Origin of the sequence: Providencia sp. Je.9.19 (assembly GCF_051129765.1) — a bacterium.
Lineage (GTDB): Bacteria > Pseudomonadota > Gammaproteobacteria > Enterobacterales > Enterobacteriaceae > Providencia.
In genome coordinates, this window is sequence record NZ_JBCPSS010000002.1 from 311,964 (window position 1) to 328,456 (window position 16,493).

Annotated in this window: 16 protein-coding genes; 2 read left to right on the forward strand and 14 right to left on the reverse strand. The window is 39.7% G+C overall.

The window, feature by feature from the left end; all coding sequences use genetic code 11:
- Positions 1 to 8 precede the first annotated feature (8 nt).
- The 3 genes from AAZR93_RS10610 to AAZR93_RS10620 form a co-directional block, all read right to left on the reverse strand.
- Positions 9 to 440 carry a PTS sugar transporter subunit IIA gene (locus tag AAZR93_RS10610; protein WP_434719797.1) on the reverse strand — a complete coding sequence of 144 codons (432 nt, stop codon included), beginning with the start codon at positions 438 to 440 and terminating at the stop codon, positions 9 to 11.
- Positions 441 to 652: 212 nt separating this feature from the next.
- On the reverse strand, positions 653 to 1,504 hold the full coding sequence (locus AAZR93_RS10615) for a MurR/RpiR family transcriptional regulator (RefSeq protein ID WP_294109688.1): 852 nt from the start codon (positions 1,502 to 1,504) through the stop codon (positions 653 to 655).
- Between the two features lie 135 nt (positions 1,505 to 1,639).
- Positions 1,640 to 3,130: a UxaA family hydrolase gene (locus tag AAZR93_RS10620; RefSeq protein WP_434719798.1), complete on the reverse strand. Its 1,491-nt coding sequence runs from the start codon at positions 3,128 to 3,130 to the stop codon at positions 1,640 to 1,642.
- Between the two features lie 250 nt (positions 3,131 to 3,380).
- Here AAZR93_RS10620 and exuR point away from each other — a divergent pair, with 250 nt between their 5' ends.
- Positions 3,381 to 4,142 (forward strand): transcriptional regulator ExuR, encoded by a 762-nt coding sequence (exuR, locus tag AAZR93_RS10625; protein WP_294109684.1) that lies wholly within the window; start codon positions 3,381 to 3,383, stop codon positions 4,140 to 4,142.
- A gap of 35 nt (positions 4,143 to 4,177) precedes the next feature.
- Here the strand turns inward: exuR and AAZR93_RS10630 are convergent, their stop codons facing one another.
- The 5 genes from AAZR93_RS10630 to AAZR93_RS10650 form a co-directional block, all read right to left on the reverse strand.
- Positions 4,178 to 4,912 (reverse strand): Crp/Fnr family transcriptional regulator, encoded by a 735-nt coding sequence (locus tag AAZR93_RS10630; protein WP_294109683.1) that lies wholly within the window; start codon positions 4,910 to 4,912, stop codon positions 4,178 to 4,180.
- 225 nt (positions 4,913 to 5,137) lie between these two features.
- Positions 5,138 to 6,460, reverse strand: a complete 1,323-nt coding sequence (locus tag AAZR93_RS10635) for an MFS transporter (protein ID WP_294109681.1) — start codon at positions 6,458 to 6,460, stop codon at positions 5,138 to 5,140.
- A gap of 200 nt (positions 6,461 to 6,660) precedes the next feature.
- A complete protein-coding gene (locus tag AAZR93_RS10640) occupies positions 6,661 to 7,773 on the reverse strand; it encodes a mandelate racemase/muconate lactonizing enzyme family protein (protein ID WP_294109680.1) in 1,113 nt (370 codons plus the stop codon).
- Positions 7,774 to 8,258: 485 nt separating this feature from the next.
- Positions 8,259 to 8,738 carry a GNAT family N-acetyltransferase gene (locus tag AAZR93_RS10645; protein WP_434719799.1) on the reverse strand — a complete coding sequence of 160 codons (480 nt, stop codon included), beginning with the start codon at positions 8,736 to 8,738 and terminating at the stop codon, positions 8,259 to 8,261.
- Complete coding sequence (locus AAZR93_RS10650; protein WP_336430982.1) at positions 8,735 to 9,004, reverse strand: DUF1778 domain-containing protein; 270 nt, start codon at positions 9,002 to 9,004, stop codon at positions 8,735 to 8,737. Before AAZR93_RS10650 ends, AAZR93_RS10645 begins: the two co-directional genes overlap by 4 nt.
- Positions 9,005 to 9,190: 186 nt before the next feature.
- On the opposite strand from AAZR93_RS10650, the gene AAZR93_RS10655 reads away from it, so the two are divergent.
- Positions 9,191 to 10,510 carry a polysaccharide deacetylase family protein gene (locus tag AAZR93_RS10655; protein ID WP_294109677.1) on the forward strand — a complete coding sequence of 440 codons (1,320 nt, stop codon included), beginning with the start codon at positions 9,191 to 9,193 and terminating at the stop codon, positions 10,508 to 10,510.
- Between the two features lie 56 nt (positions 10,511 to 10,566).
- Here the strand turns inward: AAZR93_RS10655 and AAZR93_RS10660 are convergent, their stop codons facing one another.
- Genes AAZR93_RS10660 through AAZR93_RS10685 form a run of 6 tightly spaced genes read right to left on the reverse strand, consistent with a single transcriptional unit; the run spans position 10,567 to position 16,473 of the window.
- Complete coding sequence (locus AAZR93_RS10660) at positions 10,567 to 11,676, reverse strand: acyl-CoA desaturase (RefSeq protein ID WP_434719800.1); 1,110 nt, start codon at positions 11,674 to 11,676, stop codon at positions 10,567 to 10,569.
- Complete coding sequence (locus AAZR93_RS10665; RefSeq protein WP_434719801.1) at positions 11,666 to 12,790, reverse strand: sterol desaturase family protein; 1,125 nt, start codon at positions 12,788 to 12,790, stop codon at positions 11,666 to 11,668. Before AAZR93_RS10665 ends, AAZR93_RS10660 begins: the two co-directional genes overlap by 11 nt.
- Complete coding sequence (locus AAZR93_RS10670; protein ID WP_434719802.1) at positions 12,787 to 13,398, reverse strand: phosphatase PAP2 family protein; 612 nt, start codon at positions 13,396 to 13,398, stop codon at positions 12,787 to 12,789. The genes AAZR93_RS10665 and AAZR93_RS10670 overlap by 4 nt, the downstream gene beginning before the upstream one ends.
- Positions 13,395 to 14,669: a F390 synthetase-related protein gene (locus AAZR93_RS10675; RefSeq protein WP_434719988.1), complete on the reverse strand. Its 1,275-nt coding sequence runs from the start codon at positions 14,667 to 14,669 to the stop codon at positions 13,395 to 13,397. Before AAZR93_RS10675 ends, AAZR93_RS10670 begins: the two co-directional genes overlap by 4 nt.
- A complete protein-coding gene (locus AAZR93_RS10680) occupies positions 14,669 to 15,472 on the reverse strand; it encodes an MBL fold metallo-hydrolase (protein WP_434719803.1) in 804 nt (267 codons plus the stop codon). Before AAZR93_RS10680 ends, AAZR93_RS10675 begins: the two co-directional genes overlap by 1 nt.
- Positions 15,466 to 16,473, reverse strand: coding sequence for an NAD-dependent epimerase/dehydratase family protein (locus tag AAZR93_RS10685; protein WP_434719804.1), 1,008 nt, complete (start codon positions 16,471 to 16,473; stop codon positions 15,466 to 15,468). Before AAZR93_RS10685 ends, AAZR93_RS10680 begins: the two co-directional genes overlap by 7 nt.
- Positions 16,474 to 16,493 lie beyond the last annotated feature (20 nt).

The following is a 16,493-nucleotide window of genomic DNA, read 5'->3' on the forward strand; positions in this document are numbered from 1 at the left end:
ATGATCCTCTATAATTCACTGTCGAATTGTTCTGTTGGTTTTAGATTTTCCCCGACTTTGACGCAGCTATCAGGGAATACTTCAATAATGATTTGATGAAGTTCATTCAGTGATAAATCGCGGTTACCTAAAATTTCGAGTAATGTTGGCACATTGATACCGCAGTACAAGGCGACATCATTTTGTGTTAACACTAATTCACTGGCTAAATTACAAGGTGAACCGCCCAATAAATCGACTAAAATTAAAACGCCGTTTCCTTGGTTTATTTTTTGGTATGTGTCGAAAAATTGTTCTCTAACTTGGTTAATATTGCTTTCTTTTTTGATGGATATGACGGCAATATTTTCTTGTTCACCAATTAACATTTCAGCACATTCAAGTAGCCCTTGAGCGAAAGGCCCATGGCTTGCCAATATGATAGGAATTTCAGATCTCATTTTTTCCCCTTTATCGCTATTTGTTTTTCGTTATTTTTATTAGTAATAAAATTACTATATTATTATTGATTCGAAGTAACAATATCACAAAAAATAACAATGAATAGTCTTAGTCGTGAAAAAGGATCATTTTTGTGAGCAAGATCGAGGCTGCAACAGCAGCCAGTGAAGAAAAAGGGAAATGAAATATTTTTAATGAATGCAGGGGATCGTTAGTTATTACTATTTAGGCGAGAAAAACGCTCTGCTCTGGTGCTTATCTGCTTGGAAATTCGCTCATCATATTGACCAACAAATAAATTAGTTATTAGCATGTTGATTACGGTTAACTGTGAAATTTTAGAGCGTATAGGAATAATACGAGAAATATTTTCAGTTGAGGTGGTGTGTAAGATAATTTCAGCAAGCGAAGATACAGAGCTTTGTCCCATTTTGGTGATAGCTATTGTGGGGACGTTAAGTTCCCGAGCTAGGGTTAATAGCTTAATGCACTCATGATTTTCACCCGAATGTGAAATAACAATAACGAGGTCATTTTCATTTAACGTATTAACGATACTAAATTGGATGCTGTAATCAAGGTGGCAGTTAACATCTTTTTTGATTTTGATTAGCTGATATTCAAATTCCTTTGCCACTAAGCCGCTGCTTCCTGCACCATAAATAACAATTTTTTGACCTTTACGAATTAGTTCATTGGCTTGCGCAAATACATTTAAATTAACGAGTGCGCAGGTTTCTTCAATGGATGATTTTTCAATTTGACTAACTTTGTAGTTAATCGTTTCCATCGGATCATTAATATCGATATCTTCTTGAAGAAAGGTGCCATACGATTTGTGATTAATAGAGGAAATTAAATCTATTTTTAATTCACTAAAGCCTTGGTAACCCAGTTTGTGACATAAGCGTAAAATTGTGGTCGTACTGACTTTATTTTCTTGCGCAAGAGATTGGATACTCATGCTCTGAATGTCTCTCTTATTAGCAATAATGTACTCGGCGACTTGTTTTTCTTTGGTTGAGAGGCTATCTCTAGATTCTCGAAGTTTTAGATCTATCATCGTATACCCTGCTAATAAGTTGAAAATAGTCATACCAACGGTAATCCTACCATATATCAAAAATAGCGATACGATGACTTTTATCTGTTTGCGCTGATAGCACTCATATATTTAGTGCTATCAGCAAGTCGCGTATTAAAGTGTCACGCCCATTTTAAAAATAGCTAATTCACGAAAATCATTAATTTCATTTTTGGCTTGTTCACCATTAACAATTTTCACGACATGCTGAATAAAGTCATTTAATAACTGGTCCATGCTTTTACCTGTTAATAGTGCGCCAGCATTGAAATCAATCCAATGTGGTTTTTTCGCCGCAAGTTCATTGTTGGTCGCTATTTTAAGCGTTGGGACAAATCCACCATAAGGGGTTCCTCGGCCTGTGGTGAATAACACCATATGACAACCAGCTGCGCCCAATGCACTGGTTGCTATCGCATCATTTCCGGGAGCACTGAGTAGATTGAACCCGTTAACGGCTAACCGCTCGCCATATTTTAAGACATCCATCACCTGACTGGTACCTGCTTTTTGGGTACAACCTAATGATTTTTCTTCTAAAGTTGAAATGCCACCCGCTTTATTGCCCGGTGATGGATTTTCATAAATAGGTTGGTCATGTTCAATAAAATATTGTTTGAAATCATTCACCATGTTGACTGTTTTTTTGAATGTATTTTCATCATGGCAGTGATTCATTAAAATTTGTTCTGCACCAAACATCTCAGGGACTTCGGTTAATACGGTGGTGCCGTTATGGCTAACCAGAAAATCAGAGAAACAACCCAGTAGTGGATTAGCGGTAATACCCGATAATCCGTCTGACCCCCCACATTCAAGGCCAAATTTGACCTCACTGAGCTTGCCTGTAACGCGTTTGTCCTGCTTAACGACTTGATAAAGCGTGTTTAAGTGTTCTATACCTACTTGAATTTCATCATCAAGTTGCTGACATACCATGAATTTTACGCGTTCGTTGTCATGTTCACCGAGGGTTTCTTTAAAGGCGGCGACTTGATTATTCTCACAGCCTAGGCCAATCACTAATACGCCACCTGCATTCGGGTGTTTCACTAAATCTTGTAAAATGGTGCGTGTGGTTAAGTGGTCGTCCCCTAATTGAGAACAGCCTAAGGTGTGGTTATATAAATAAACACCATCAATACCTAATTCATCACAATGCTGTTTGTTGAATTGGTCGATCATTTTTCTGGCGAGCGCATTGACGCAACCGACGGTTGGGATCACCCAGATTTCATTGCGAATCGCCACATCGCCATTTTGACGACGATAAAGTTGCACGTCTGGATCAATTCGCGTTGCCGAAAGAGTATTATGTGCAGGGTGATACTCATACTCACTTAATGCGCTTAAATTGGTAGCCACGTTATGGGTATGCACATGTTCACCGACGGTAATTGCGGTTGTTGCATGGCCAATTGGTGCGCCATATTTGAGAATATTTCCGCCTGCTTCAATGGCGGTTAGTGCGATTTTATGTCCGCGATCAACTGCATTTTTTAGCGTAATGGTTTGATCATCAATAGAAATACTATCACCTGCTAGCCTATCAATGAGTGTTACTGCGACATTGTCATTTGGGTGTATTTTAATAATATCTTTCATTATGTTTTTAATCCCTAGCTTTAAATCAGATTTGAGGAAAAAAGTGCTATTCAGGGTTAAGTGATTTCAATTTTAGTGGTTAGTTTTCACACATTATATGTCATGGTTTATATCTTTAAAAGTTATTATACCAATTTTAGGTGAATTTATTTATGGGTCTGTGGTTATTTAACCCATGGATGATAAAATTCGTTATAATTGAGCTATTGTGTGCTGGCTATCATCGATAGCAACGTGAAAGGGGAAATGAATGAGCTCACCAGAGAATGAACAGCGTCTGTATCAGCAAATTGCAGCGTTAGTTAAGGAACGGATTGAAAATAATGAATATCCTGTAGGCACCAAACTACCTGCGGAGCGTTTGTTATCTGACGAAATGAATGTCAGCCGCACCGTGATCCGTGAAGCGATCATCATGCTAGAAGTCGAAGGCTATGTGGATGTTAGAAAAGGTTCTGGTATACATGTCATCAGTAACCTGTCCAATAACTCAGTCAAAGCAGAGAATGGACTTGAGTTTAGCCATTGCGGTCCTTTTGAATTACTGCAAGCAAGACAATTGATTGAAAGTCACATTGCTGAATTTGCCGCGACTCAAGCCACAAAAGAAGATATTTTGAAATTGGTTGAGATTCAAAAAAATGCCCGAAAAGAGGACCGATTTCGTGATTCTCAGTGGGATTTAAAGTTTCATATGCAGGTGGCGGCATCGACACACAATAGTGCGATGGTAGTGATTGTTGAACAGATGTGGAGCCAACGTTTACGTAATCCTTATTGGATAAAACTGCATGAGCACATTGATAATCGTTCTATTGAGAGTTGGTGTGATGAACACGATAAAATTCTTCAAGCATTGGCGCATCGAGACCCTAAAGGCGCTCGACAAGCAATGTGGTTGCATTTAGAAAACACTAAGAAGATGCTATTTAATGCAACTAGTGATGATTTTGAATTTAATATGGATCGCTATATTTTTGCTGATAGTCCGATTGTTGATAGTCATGATTAACGTGGAAAAGGGCGCATATTAATTATAAAAATAGATTAGTCTTCATCATCTTCTGAAATTTGCTTTAAGGCGGGAAGGTTGACGAGCACAATTTTTCCGTATTTTGCATCTATCCAACCTAACTTTTCCCATGCTACAAGACGTTTGTTAATGGTCTGTCGCGTGGTATTGATGATTGTAGCTAAATCATCTTGCGTGAGATACAAACTTAGTTGAGTACCTTTTTCATGGGGTTCGCCATAACCCTCCGCAAGGCTGAGTAAGCGTTTTGCTAAACGAGCAGAAACAGAAAGTAGCGCAGAGTCGTTAATAATGGTAAATGCATTACGAATAACTTTGCAGAGTAGGATATTTAATGATTGATAAAAGACAGGATATTTTTCTAAGATAAGTGTCAAATCTTTAGGGGTAATCGTTAGCAAGATAGTCGGGCTAATCGCTTTAGCATCATGGGTGCGTGCTGATTTATCTAACATTGCTATTTCACCAAACCAATTGCCTGGCGATAAGTAGCGAAAGACACATTCACGTCCATCAGTCGAAATTGAACTGACTTTAACCGAGCCTTGGATAACGGCATATAATCCACGAGCGGGATCGCCTTGGTAGTGAACCATTTCACTGTCATTATAAAAACGTAGCGTTGCACATTGCATCAGGATATCAATTAAATAACTGGGTAAATTACTAAACCAGCTATTTGTTTGTAATACATCAAGAATATTCTCATGAGTTAGAGCAATATTACTATTTTGTACGGATATGTTCACTTGAATGCTCCCTGCATGAATAGGCTGTTCTTATCATGACATTAGGTGGGGTTATGTTCAATGTTGAACTTATCTATTTGATATTGATTTACAGAAAATAAAAATAACATTTTATATTATCAACATAATTTTAAGCGTGATGATTTTTGAATCGATAAAAAGTGATAAATAGAAATCTCCCAAGCAATATAAAATTGCTTGGGAGATTAATTAATTTAATAAAACTTAATATTCAAATTTCTTTTCAATCCCGAATCTTTTTAATGTCAGAATTAAAAGTCCGCCAATAAAGGCCACTAAGGCGATGAAATATAACCCCGCACGCGCAGATTCAAATGTTGTATCAGCCCAAACTCTCAGATTAGGTGCAACAAATCCACCTAGATTACCGACTGAGTTTATAAGCGCGATACCTGAAGCGGCGGCAGTTCCCCCTAAATATGCGGATGGGAAGGTCCAATACAGTGGTTGCATCGCTAAGTGACCCGCTGCTGCAACACAAAGAGCAATGATAGCAATAATTGGGATGCTATCAAATAACCCTGATACTGCGATGCCTGCGGCACCTAACATAAAGGTAACTGAAGCCACTTTACGTCGTTCTTTTAAGCGCTCTGAAAGACGAGGAACATAGTAAACAGCGATGGCGGCACACAGAGGTGGAATTGCGGTAACAAAACCTACTAATAATCCGACTTTAGTACCCAATAAGGTGGCGATTTGTGTTGGTAGGAAAAAGTAAATTCCATAGCCACAAACTTGGACAGTAAACCAAATTAAGCACAGATAAAGTACGCGAATATCCAGCAGTGCGCTCAATGCACCCTTTGGACTGTGGCCTTTTTTTGCATCTTCTTCTTGAGCTAGTTTCGTTGAAAGTGCCTTTTTTTCATCGTCAGAAAGCCATTTTGCTTTTTCTGGGCGATCATCAAGGTAGAAAAATACCCAAACACCGACAATGGATGCTAATAAACCTTCAACAACGAACATCAATTGCCAGCCATGTAATCCGAACGCGTAGGATGTACCATCCAATGCCAATAATGAACCGGATAGTGGCCCACCAATAATAAAGGCTAGAGGTGCGCCAAATAAGAAGTAACCGGTGACACGGGCACGGATATTTTGTGGAAACCAAAAGGTGAGATATAAAATAACGCCTGGGAAGAAACCAGCTTCACTTACCCCGAGTAAGAAACGCAACACAATAAAAGTCGTTTCATCGTGAGCAAACATCATGGCAGCTGAAATGAGACCCCAAGTCACCATAATACGTGACAACCAAACTCGAGCACCTATTCGATATAATAAAATATTACTTGGAACTTCAAAGAGTGCGTAGCCGATAAAGAAGATACCTGCACCGAATGCATAAGCGGCATCGCTTAAACCTGTTGATGATTGAAACGCTTGTTTAGCAAATCCGATATTTGAACGGTCTAAATAAGCGAGTATGAACATTAATACCACCATCGGTATTATTTTTCGAATAGCTTTGCTGGTAGCCGATGATAAATGTTCAGTATTGGTGACAGTATTGGTGGACATGGTTCACCCCAGTATTGTTATAAGGTAATGATGCTATCTATCCATTAATTAATTATGACGAATCCAACTCTCCCCCAAATATAGGCGGAGTATAGAGTAAAATTTATTGAAGACGTCAATTAAAATGAATAATTCTATTTTTATTTATTTTCCCTTTTCCTCGGAGAATAATTATTTAATAAAGGAAAAGGGAATTATCATTATTTAACGTTAAATTTAGCTAATGCTTCTGGTTTTAATGTTGTACCTGCTCCCGGTGCTGTCGGGGTGGTATAAACACCATCAACAACGGCGACAGGGTCGACGAAACAATCTAGTGTCCAAGGAATAAATTCCAATAATGAGCAAGCTGGATGCGCCATAACTAAATGCAATTGCGCTTGCATCATATCGCCATGGTGTGGTGTGACAGGTAAATTAAAAGCTAAACCTAAATCAGCAATTTCCCACACTGCGGTTAAACCACCACAACGAGTTGCATCGGGTTGTAAATAATCTACCGCGCCTGCAAGCACAAATTCTTTAAATGAATCATTGTGATACAGTAATTCACCAAGTGCAATTGGCGTATCCATATAGGCGGCGAGTTGTTTATGGCTAGACACATCATCATGCCATAGTGGTTCTTCAAACCACTTAATATTGAAATCATTTAAACGATGACCATATTGTTTAGCAATACTGATATCCCATTTACCGTTTGCATCAACCATTAAGTCAATGTCGTCACCGATAGCATTGCGAACGGCTTCAATACGCTGTAAATCTTCGCGCGGATCAGGTTTGCCAATTTTCATTTTGATGGCTTTGAAACCTTCTTCAAAGATCATTTTTTTACAATCATCGACAAGATCGTCTTGGCTGCGAACTAGCCAGCCACAGTCGGTGTTATAGGCGTTTACTTTGTTGTGCTTAGAACCGCCAAACAATTGCCATAATGGCTGATCTGCGGCTTTCGCTTTCAGATCCCACAGTGCAATATCGATAGCAGATAATGCCATTTGCATTAAACCGCCACGGCCAACCCAGATATTGGTTGAGCTACGAGACAGTTTTCTATGCAGATAGCGAACTTCAGTAGGATCTTCGCCTATTAGCATTGGGCCAAAGACATCTTCCATGATCGTCGTAATTAAACGGTCGGTGGTGATGTCAGCATGTGTTCCCGTGTGGCCGTAACCGACTAAACCACACTCAGTTTTGATCATCACACCCGGCATTCCCCAATGTGTGATGCTGTGAGTTGAATCGCCGATAAGATCATTAGTGACTGGTACATGCATGATAAAGGTACTGATTTCTTTTATTTTCATGGTAATTCCCTGGTGTTAAAACTGGTTGAGAGCCAATCTAGCAGCGGGGATCGTAATTAACTGTCAAATGATTTACAGATTCGGTTTGGAAGTCACTTTTTACTGATAACTATGAGCTAGATCTCTTTATTTTGTATGATAGCTCATGAAAAATTGAGGTAGTGGTTATACCAAGCAGGCAATTTTAATTGAATTGGTATGATAACTTGGGGGGTTAGTCTGTTTATGATTCAATGAGTTGATGGCTATTTGGTGATTACTTGATTGGAGAGTGTTATAGTTATCAATTAAGTATAACCCTATGATATATATTAACTTATGGCCAGTTTATTTATTTATTGGTTTTCTTATCTTTATCGTTTAAATGGTAGACTATCATATAGATTACTTCGGAAATAATACCAAACATAAAAGCCTATCCAATATTTAAAACTTAAATTAAATTAGTAGTCATTAGTGTTTAGTTATTTTTAATATCAAAAAAATTATAATTTAAGCATCAATGTCATAGGGCTAATAGGGGATGTTGTAAAACCATAATATTCGTAAAATTGTTTTGCTTTATCATTAAGAGCATGAACAAGTAATGCACGGACCCCCGCATTTTCAGCTACCGCTCTAACTCGAACTACAGCATCTTGTAATAAAGAAGCGCCTACCTTTCTGCCTTGAACTCGTCGGTCGATAGCTAATCTGCCGAGTACAATAACAGGAATTGGCTCTGGCATATTTCGACGAATACTGCCAGTCGCTTCATTGTGTGATATTGCTCCAGTTGCTAAGGCGTAATATCCCAAAACATATTGAGATGGATCGATAGTCACGAAGGTCCGACTAGCTCCGTTTAAATGGTTAGATAGCGCTCGACGTTTCAGCCAATCATCTAATGAGGATTCCCCGCAAAAGAAGTCGTCGAGTCGATGAGATGAAGATAATGGTTGAGGGGCTGATAGTTGCGGAATCATTTATCTTCCTTCCATGGTGTTTCTATTGACATTAAACGTTCAAGACCTGAATTACTATTTACAGGGGCATCAAGTAATGCGCTAAATTGCTGAAATTTATCATTATCTAACTGGAAAAAAATTTGATCGAGTAATACTGCTTGGGCTCGCTCGCAAGCGACTTCAAGCATAAAATCAGATCTATTCTTACCAAGGATACTGGCAGCTTCATCGATTAAGTCACGTTGTTCTGGATGCGCCCGAAGATTTATTGCCGCATTACGCATATTCATAATTCCTAATTTTGTGTGTACATTGGATATACAATAATTTAGTGTGTATCTATTGTCAACACGCTATAGCTAATGTAAATGGGAATACTTTTATGATTAAAATTTTATCTGGGGTATGGGGTTCAATCGATTGAAGAGGTAGAATATGTACAACAATATCGCAATTATCGCGGATAAAAAATGTATAACCGATTATTCATGCTGTTTTTTGTCTTATTTACGAGTTATTTTCCATCAGCTTTTGCTACTGAACTTGAAAACAGTACTGAAAATTGGAAGTTGGCGGATATCCCACCTAAATTGGTTCAAACTAACACGACAGAAACTATTTTTGCCTCTGTTGCAGGTGAAATGCGTCCCGTTGCTGATTTAAACCCTGACCATGGTTTTTATGCTTTTAACCCTGCGGGTGATTATTGCGCAATGCAGTTTGGTAATGATTATGCTTTTGTTAAAACAGCACAATTATCAACGAAGAAGCCTCGCTATGTGCCAGAAGCTGATAGGCTGAATGATTTACAGAATCCGATTTATGACAATCTGATCACTACCCAAAAAACCGCGGTATATAATTCAACGAAAAAAAATGGCAAACAAATCGCCACGTTGCGAGAAAATCTACGTTATCCCGTTTTAGTTCGTATGATCAAAACAGATAAAAAGGGTGAAAAAACAGGGTGGTTAACTATCCGTTTAGGGGATAGGCTTGGCTATATTCGTTTAGATGATGTTTCTCTTGATAAAGGGATCCCAGTCTTAACTTACCATCATATTCTTAAAAATAGTGAAAATAAGCATTTTAGAGAGACATCAACGACCACTTCAGTCGAAGCATTTCGTGATCAAATGAATTATTTGAAAACAGAAGGTTTTCAAACATTATCGTTAGCAGATTTAGAAGATTATTTAAATAAATCAGCCAATTTGCCAGGTAAAGCGGTAGTATTGACTTTCGATGATGGCCTCAAATCGGTTCATCGGTATGCATTACCTATTTTGCGACATAATAAACAACAAGCAACACTGTTTGTAATTTCCTCTCGTATTAAAACAAAACCGCAGAATTGGTCAGCCGATACATTGCAGTTTATGACGAAAAAAGAAATCAAAGAAAGCCAAGATGTATTTAATATACAGTCACATACCCATTTTCTTCATCGTTTAGATATACGTGGTACGCCCGTTGTTTTTAGCCGAAAAGAACACACTATTATGTTGGACTTTAGGCATTCAATGGACATTTTGCAGAAATTTGAGCCAGAGCAGCGTTATTTGGCTTATCCATTTGGTGCTTATAATCAATCTGCCGTAGATGCTGCAAGAGATGCTGGAATACATATTGCTGTGACGACGATCCAAGGAAAAGTTCGCTTAGGCGATAATCCATTTACCTTAAAAAGATTGTACGCCTATAGCACTGACCCGATTAGTAAATTCGCACAAATGGTCGGCAATAGCGAGAAAAGTGTATTTAATCAAAATGTTATTGTAGATAATTAATACCTGAATTTATCTAATGGTGTTGAGCTTTATGATTTAGTCAGTAAAACTCAACACTAATCCACCTGTTTACCTGAGCCCATCTCTTTTAAAAAACGTTGTTGATAGATAAACAATTCCTTTGCATCGATACAATGATAATCCATGGAAAACTGCTTGGCTGTTTGCTCAATGATTTTAGCAAGGGCGGGGTAATGACGGTGATTCCAATTTGGGAATAGGTGATGTGTGAGATGTAAGTTTAAGCCTCCTAGCCAATAAGTCAGCCATTGTGGCTTAGTTTTCCAATCATAAGTTGTTGAAAATGTGTGAGTATAAAATCCATGAGGCATATTGCCTTCTTTTGGTGCGGTATAAAATGTCGCTTTTGCCCAATGGGTGCCAAGTATCAATACGACGAATATTAAAGAAGCAAACATTTGGCTAAGTAGGTAGGTGAGTAGCAAAGTGCCGATGCCAATACTTGTTCCCATCAATACATAAGCAGGAATAATAATTGCGACTAACAGGTGCAATAACTTAGCTAATAGAAATGAAAATAAACCTTGTTTACCTTGATGGCGTAAATGAGGTGCGACTCGCGTAAACTGGAATCTATCCATCCAATCAAAAAACCAAATCAGCGCAGGAAAGGTCATCGCAGCCACTAGCGGCCAATACAAGTGCTGAGCACGCATGAAAGGATACCAACGCTGATAAGGGGTCTGCCTCAGTATATAATTTTCTTCAATATCTAAATCATAACCGCGAATATTGGTATGGGCATGGTGGAAAATAATATGTCTAACTCGCCAACATTCAGGGTCTAAGCCGAGTGGAATAGTGACCCAGAAGTTAAGCCAATAATTGGCTTTGGCATTTTTAAAAATCGCATTATGGGATGCGTCATGTACAAGGTTGATTGCAAGCAATAGGGCGAAACAGATAAACAGAGGATAAAAAACAAAGAATATCCATGGTTCTGCTTCACCCATAAACAGCGCCATGCTGTAGCTGCCTAGGCAACAAAAGAGTAGCGTTAAGCTTTTTAAATAAAATCGCAGATCAGCGAATCGATGATCTGAATTATCTTTCAGATATTGGGTCGCCGCGTTAGTTAAAGCGCGGCTAAACGCTTGATCATGACGATGCTGATAACCTAAAGGTCTTAAGGGTTTAGACGGCATCTAGCACCTTTATTGGTTGTCTACCTATACCGAATAACATAAGTAGGCTATGTAGCCATAGCCCACCGGCGGCAATGATCCAAAATGCATTGACCCATTGCCAAACAAACAATAAGCAGACTAATAGTAAAGTAGCGATAGAAAACCAACTCCATAAGCCGATTTTTCTGCCGTCAGAGATAGCCGATAGTGCTACGGTACCCAGCGCTAAAAGAACAAATAAAATCACTTGTTGGGTAGTGGTGCCTTGGTAGCCATACCCATAGAGATAGACATAACCGATTACCAAGGTAAATAGTAGCAAGGTACCGATAACCAATGCCAATTGATTAACGCGATATAACGGCGCAGGCTTGTGCGACGGAGCTACTTTTCGTCTGAAAATCCGCCAAAAAGGCAAGTTGCTATCGATAAACGGATTTTCCGATGGCGGAGCACCTTTAATACCAAAGTGATGCTCTGTTTCGGGTAACTTAGCAAATGTGCCAAATAGTTTGTCCCAAAAAATAAAGCTACCTGCAAAATTGCGATTTGAGTAATGTCCTTCTTTAACGTGGTGTACGCGATGATGTTGTGGTGTCACCATAACGGCTTCTAACCAGCCGAGACGTGGGATAAGGGCGCTATGGTTAAAGAATTGAATCGTATAGTGCAAAATGGAAACCGTTAAAAAAATCTCAAGGGGGATACCCATCAAAGCAAGTAACATAAAGAAAGGGATTGAGGTCAGCGAGGAGTACCATGAGTTGCGTACCCCAAGGGATAGGTTGTAATGCTCCCCTTGATGATGAACTACATGCACCGCCCATAACAAACGATATTTATGGTGTAAGCGGTGTAGCCAGTAAAAACCAAAATCCCACGCAAGTATCGTAAAGATCCAAACCAGTGCTGTAGGCCAGCTTTCCACTAAATTAAAGGAATAATGTGTCACAACAAAGCCATAGCAAAAAATTTCGAGTCCACGAAATAACCAAAGCATGATATGCCCAGAGTTTAAGTTGAAGACTAGCTCTTGCCAACTGACCGTGCCTTTTTGAGTTTTGGCAATCACAACCCCTTCCGCAATCACCACAAACAGCATAAAGACAATCGGAAATGTTAATTCATTCATGAAGATTTTCTCCATAGGCGGTATTGTGCAATGCGCACAATCCATAACGCGCTAAAAGCGGTGACAGCACCTGTCACTACATCAATAAACAAATGACGTTTTAGCACCAATACCGATAAACAGATCGCAATGGCCCATAATAAATAGAAAGCCGTCCGATATTTTTGTTGTTTTGACCATAATGCAACGAGTACAACAAGAGTCAATGAGACATGTAGAGAAGGTAATAAATTTTGTGGACTATCGATACCAATTAGTGCCGATAACGCGCGATTCGCTAAAGAAACATCCGCAAAATTGGCATAAACCATCGTGGTTGGAAAGAGAAGATAAACACAACCTGAAATTAGTGCACATAACTGCATGGCGACCATTAAGGGTCGTACATTTTCTGATTGACATAATAAGTAGCCAAGTGGAATAAAAATAAAGAAAGAGAGATAAAACCAAATTGCATTCACTGAAAAGCTGAATAGGTTATCAATAAAACTGGGTGTTAATAACGTCGCTGTAGGGGATGCTTGTCCTGTATAACTATAGACAACGCCAACAGTTCCCCAACCAATTAAACAGCACAATAGTCGCTGAAGTATTTCCTTCATCTTCATTCGGTTACCTCGCGCGTGATCCGACGCTTTTTAGTCGCTAAAGGTTGGATAATCTCCTTCGCAATGGTTGTCCAACTGAGAGCTTTAATATCTACGTGCTGGCTTGAAAAATAGTGTTCAAGCTGTATTCGGCAATGTTCTAGCTCAGCGTCACTACACTCCCCTTGTAAACAAAGGTGGCTGCCTTGTTGAGTTAATCTAAAATCCGCAGTAACCGGTAGGTTATTGACGATAATTCGGGCGCAAGGATCGGCAAAAAGGGTGACTATGTTGCCGTTCAAACCCTGTAATTGCAGTAAATCATCACAGCGACCTTCAATATGTTCAATGGCTAATTGAGGGTCTCCACAAGGGCAAGGCGTGTCTTTTATTACTAGAACATCATCAAGTTGGTAACGCACAATAGGCTGCGTTTTTCGCGTAAAATCGGTGATGATAGGCGTAAATCGCTTATCATCAAGCCAATTAGGTTCAATATATAAGAAGGCTTCATTTAGGTGCAGTGTGCCGTGTGAGCAGGTACAGCCTAGAAAACCTTCCGTTGCTTGATAAACTTCACCAACCGTTGGGAAACAACGTTGTAATTTTTGTTTATCGTGCTGTTGTAGAACTTCTGCCACAGAAATCACTTTTTGAACATCAAGGCTTATTTGCTTCATCGTGATAGCATCCGCAATGGCGCAAAGTACTTGTGCAGGGGCAACAATAATTGATGGTTGGTAGCTTTCGAGCGCTTGTAATTGCGATTCGAAATCTGCGAAAAGGTCATAGAAACGTAATGAAATCCAACGGTTATTGACACTTTCATATAAATTATTATTGGCGCGTAAAAAGAGTGCCACACGTTCACCATTAAATAATCCATTGGGCAGCATTTTCGCTAGCATACTGCCCGACCATATATTCTGTTCCTGTGGGCTGACAACAAATAAGCCACGGCGACCGGATGTACCGGATGATAACCCGACACTGTATTTACCAATTTTTGGCTCGAAATCACGAGATTGTTCACTTTGTTGCGCACAAGCGAGTAAAGTCAGGCTTGATAATCCGGCGGTGTTCATGGTGTCAAAGTTTTCCATCATGATTTGCTTATTCATGAGTGGGAATTCATTGAGAGCTTTACCAATAAATGGCTGAAAATAAGGGCTATGGGCTAATGTTTTTTGCATAAAATTAGCCAGTTTACGTTGTTGATAGGCTTCAAGTTCGGCTCTATGGTTAAAACGCAAACGTTGGGCGCGCCAATAATGCCATAGCATGGGTAAAATCAAATTAAATCTCCCTCATGGCATAAATGAATCGCAATATTTTGCTTATCAATTTCATGCAGCTTATTTAAGGTTTGATAATAAGCTTGCGTATCATCCATGATGATATTGGCAATCGCCATCGGGCCACGTAGTTCACGGTAATTGGTGGGTGACCATGCGGCATCACCGGCAAGCAGTATCCAACCCGCTTCAGTTAAAACACAAAGACCAATATGCCCTGCGGCATGCCCGGGTAAGGGGACAACGAGTAATGTTCTTTGTGAATTTATTGTATAGCCTTGACCTAGAATTTGTAGCTCAGCGGGTAAGCTAACTTGATCGAACCCTTCATAAAAAACGGTTCTCTGTTCGAAATCCTCTGGAATTAACCCGCGAACAAACGCATTTTTAAGTGCCGAAAAACCGGTTAAGCCTCGCGTTTTTGCCCAGCCATGACCAGAACAAATAACTGAAACATCAGGGAAATCCCGCAGTCCTGCAATATGGTCGCCATGGAAATGGGAGAGAATAATGCCATTAATATCAGTGGTATTGATGCCATCATTAGCAAGCTGATTAACAAGGGCATCTTTACTTTCAAAGTAGACGGGAGTCACCGCCCGATATAACCGCATGATGCCGTGGCGTGTGTGATCGTAAAAATGGTTGGCGTAGCCGGTATCAAATAACCAGCGCTGCTCTTCATCTTCAATTAACCAGGCTCTTGCCGGAAACTTACAGGCTTTGAAGCTAGCGCCTTTTAATGCGACACAACCGGGATGGGTACAAAAACCAACTTCATACTGATGAATGGTTAACATGTGCTTTCCTGTTGTTTGAGCCATTGTGCCGTCAAGTGAATAGCCTGTTCCATGCTATATAAAGGATAGTAACCTAATTCTTGTTGTGCTTTTTGGTTATCAAGGGTCATAGTGAAATAAGCGGCGCCTAAGCTATATCGAGTCAATAAAGGCTCTTTGCCCGTTAGATTGGCGACCCCTTCCATAATGGTGGCAACAGTGTACAACAGCGGATAAGGCGCAGAACGAATTTGACAGTTTATCTCTAACTGGTCAAATAGCCGTTGTAACGTTTGTTTAAGCGGTAATGGCTGCTGATTGGTAATGTTATAGATGGCGCCACTCAGTAAGTTTTCTTTTATTGTCGCGAGTTGCATTGCGTGAACCACATTACCGACATAAGTCAGGTCAAACGGATGTTTCCCCCCCGCGGGCAGAATTAATTTACCACTGCGTTCTTTGATTTGCGCTAATAAACGTGGCAGTAGCACTCTGTCATGAGGGCCAAATAATCCACGTGGGCGTAAAATAATATATCGGGTTGATGGATAACGAAATACACGCTGTTTAATTGCGATTTCGGCTAAATATTTTGTGCGTGCATAGTGATTGGCAAATTGCCGATTTTCCGTTGATTCAACAATATGTTGCTGGTGGGTAAAGTTAAAATAAATCGCAGGGGTTGATATATGAATAAAGTGTGCAATTTGCATTTCGCCTGCGGCATCCGCAAGCACCTGAGTGGCGTGATAATTGATATTTTCAAAATCTTCACGTCTTCCCCAAGGGGATGATAATGCAGCGCAATGCCATACTGCGTCACAATCGGTCATGAGTGTTTTTGCATCGACTACCGATAAACTCGCCAGTTCAATAGCATGGAATTGTGCCCCTAGTTGAGTTAACTGCTCGCCAGCTTGTGGGTTGCGCCCGCAGGCAATAACCTCCATCCCTTGGGCTAAGAGATATTCAACAGCATTTCGCCCGAGTCCACTAGTTGCACCGGTCACAAGTATCTTCATGAAATAGCTACCTTTATCAA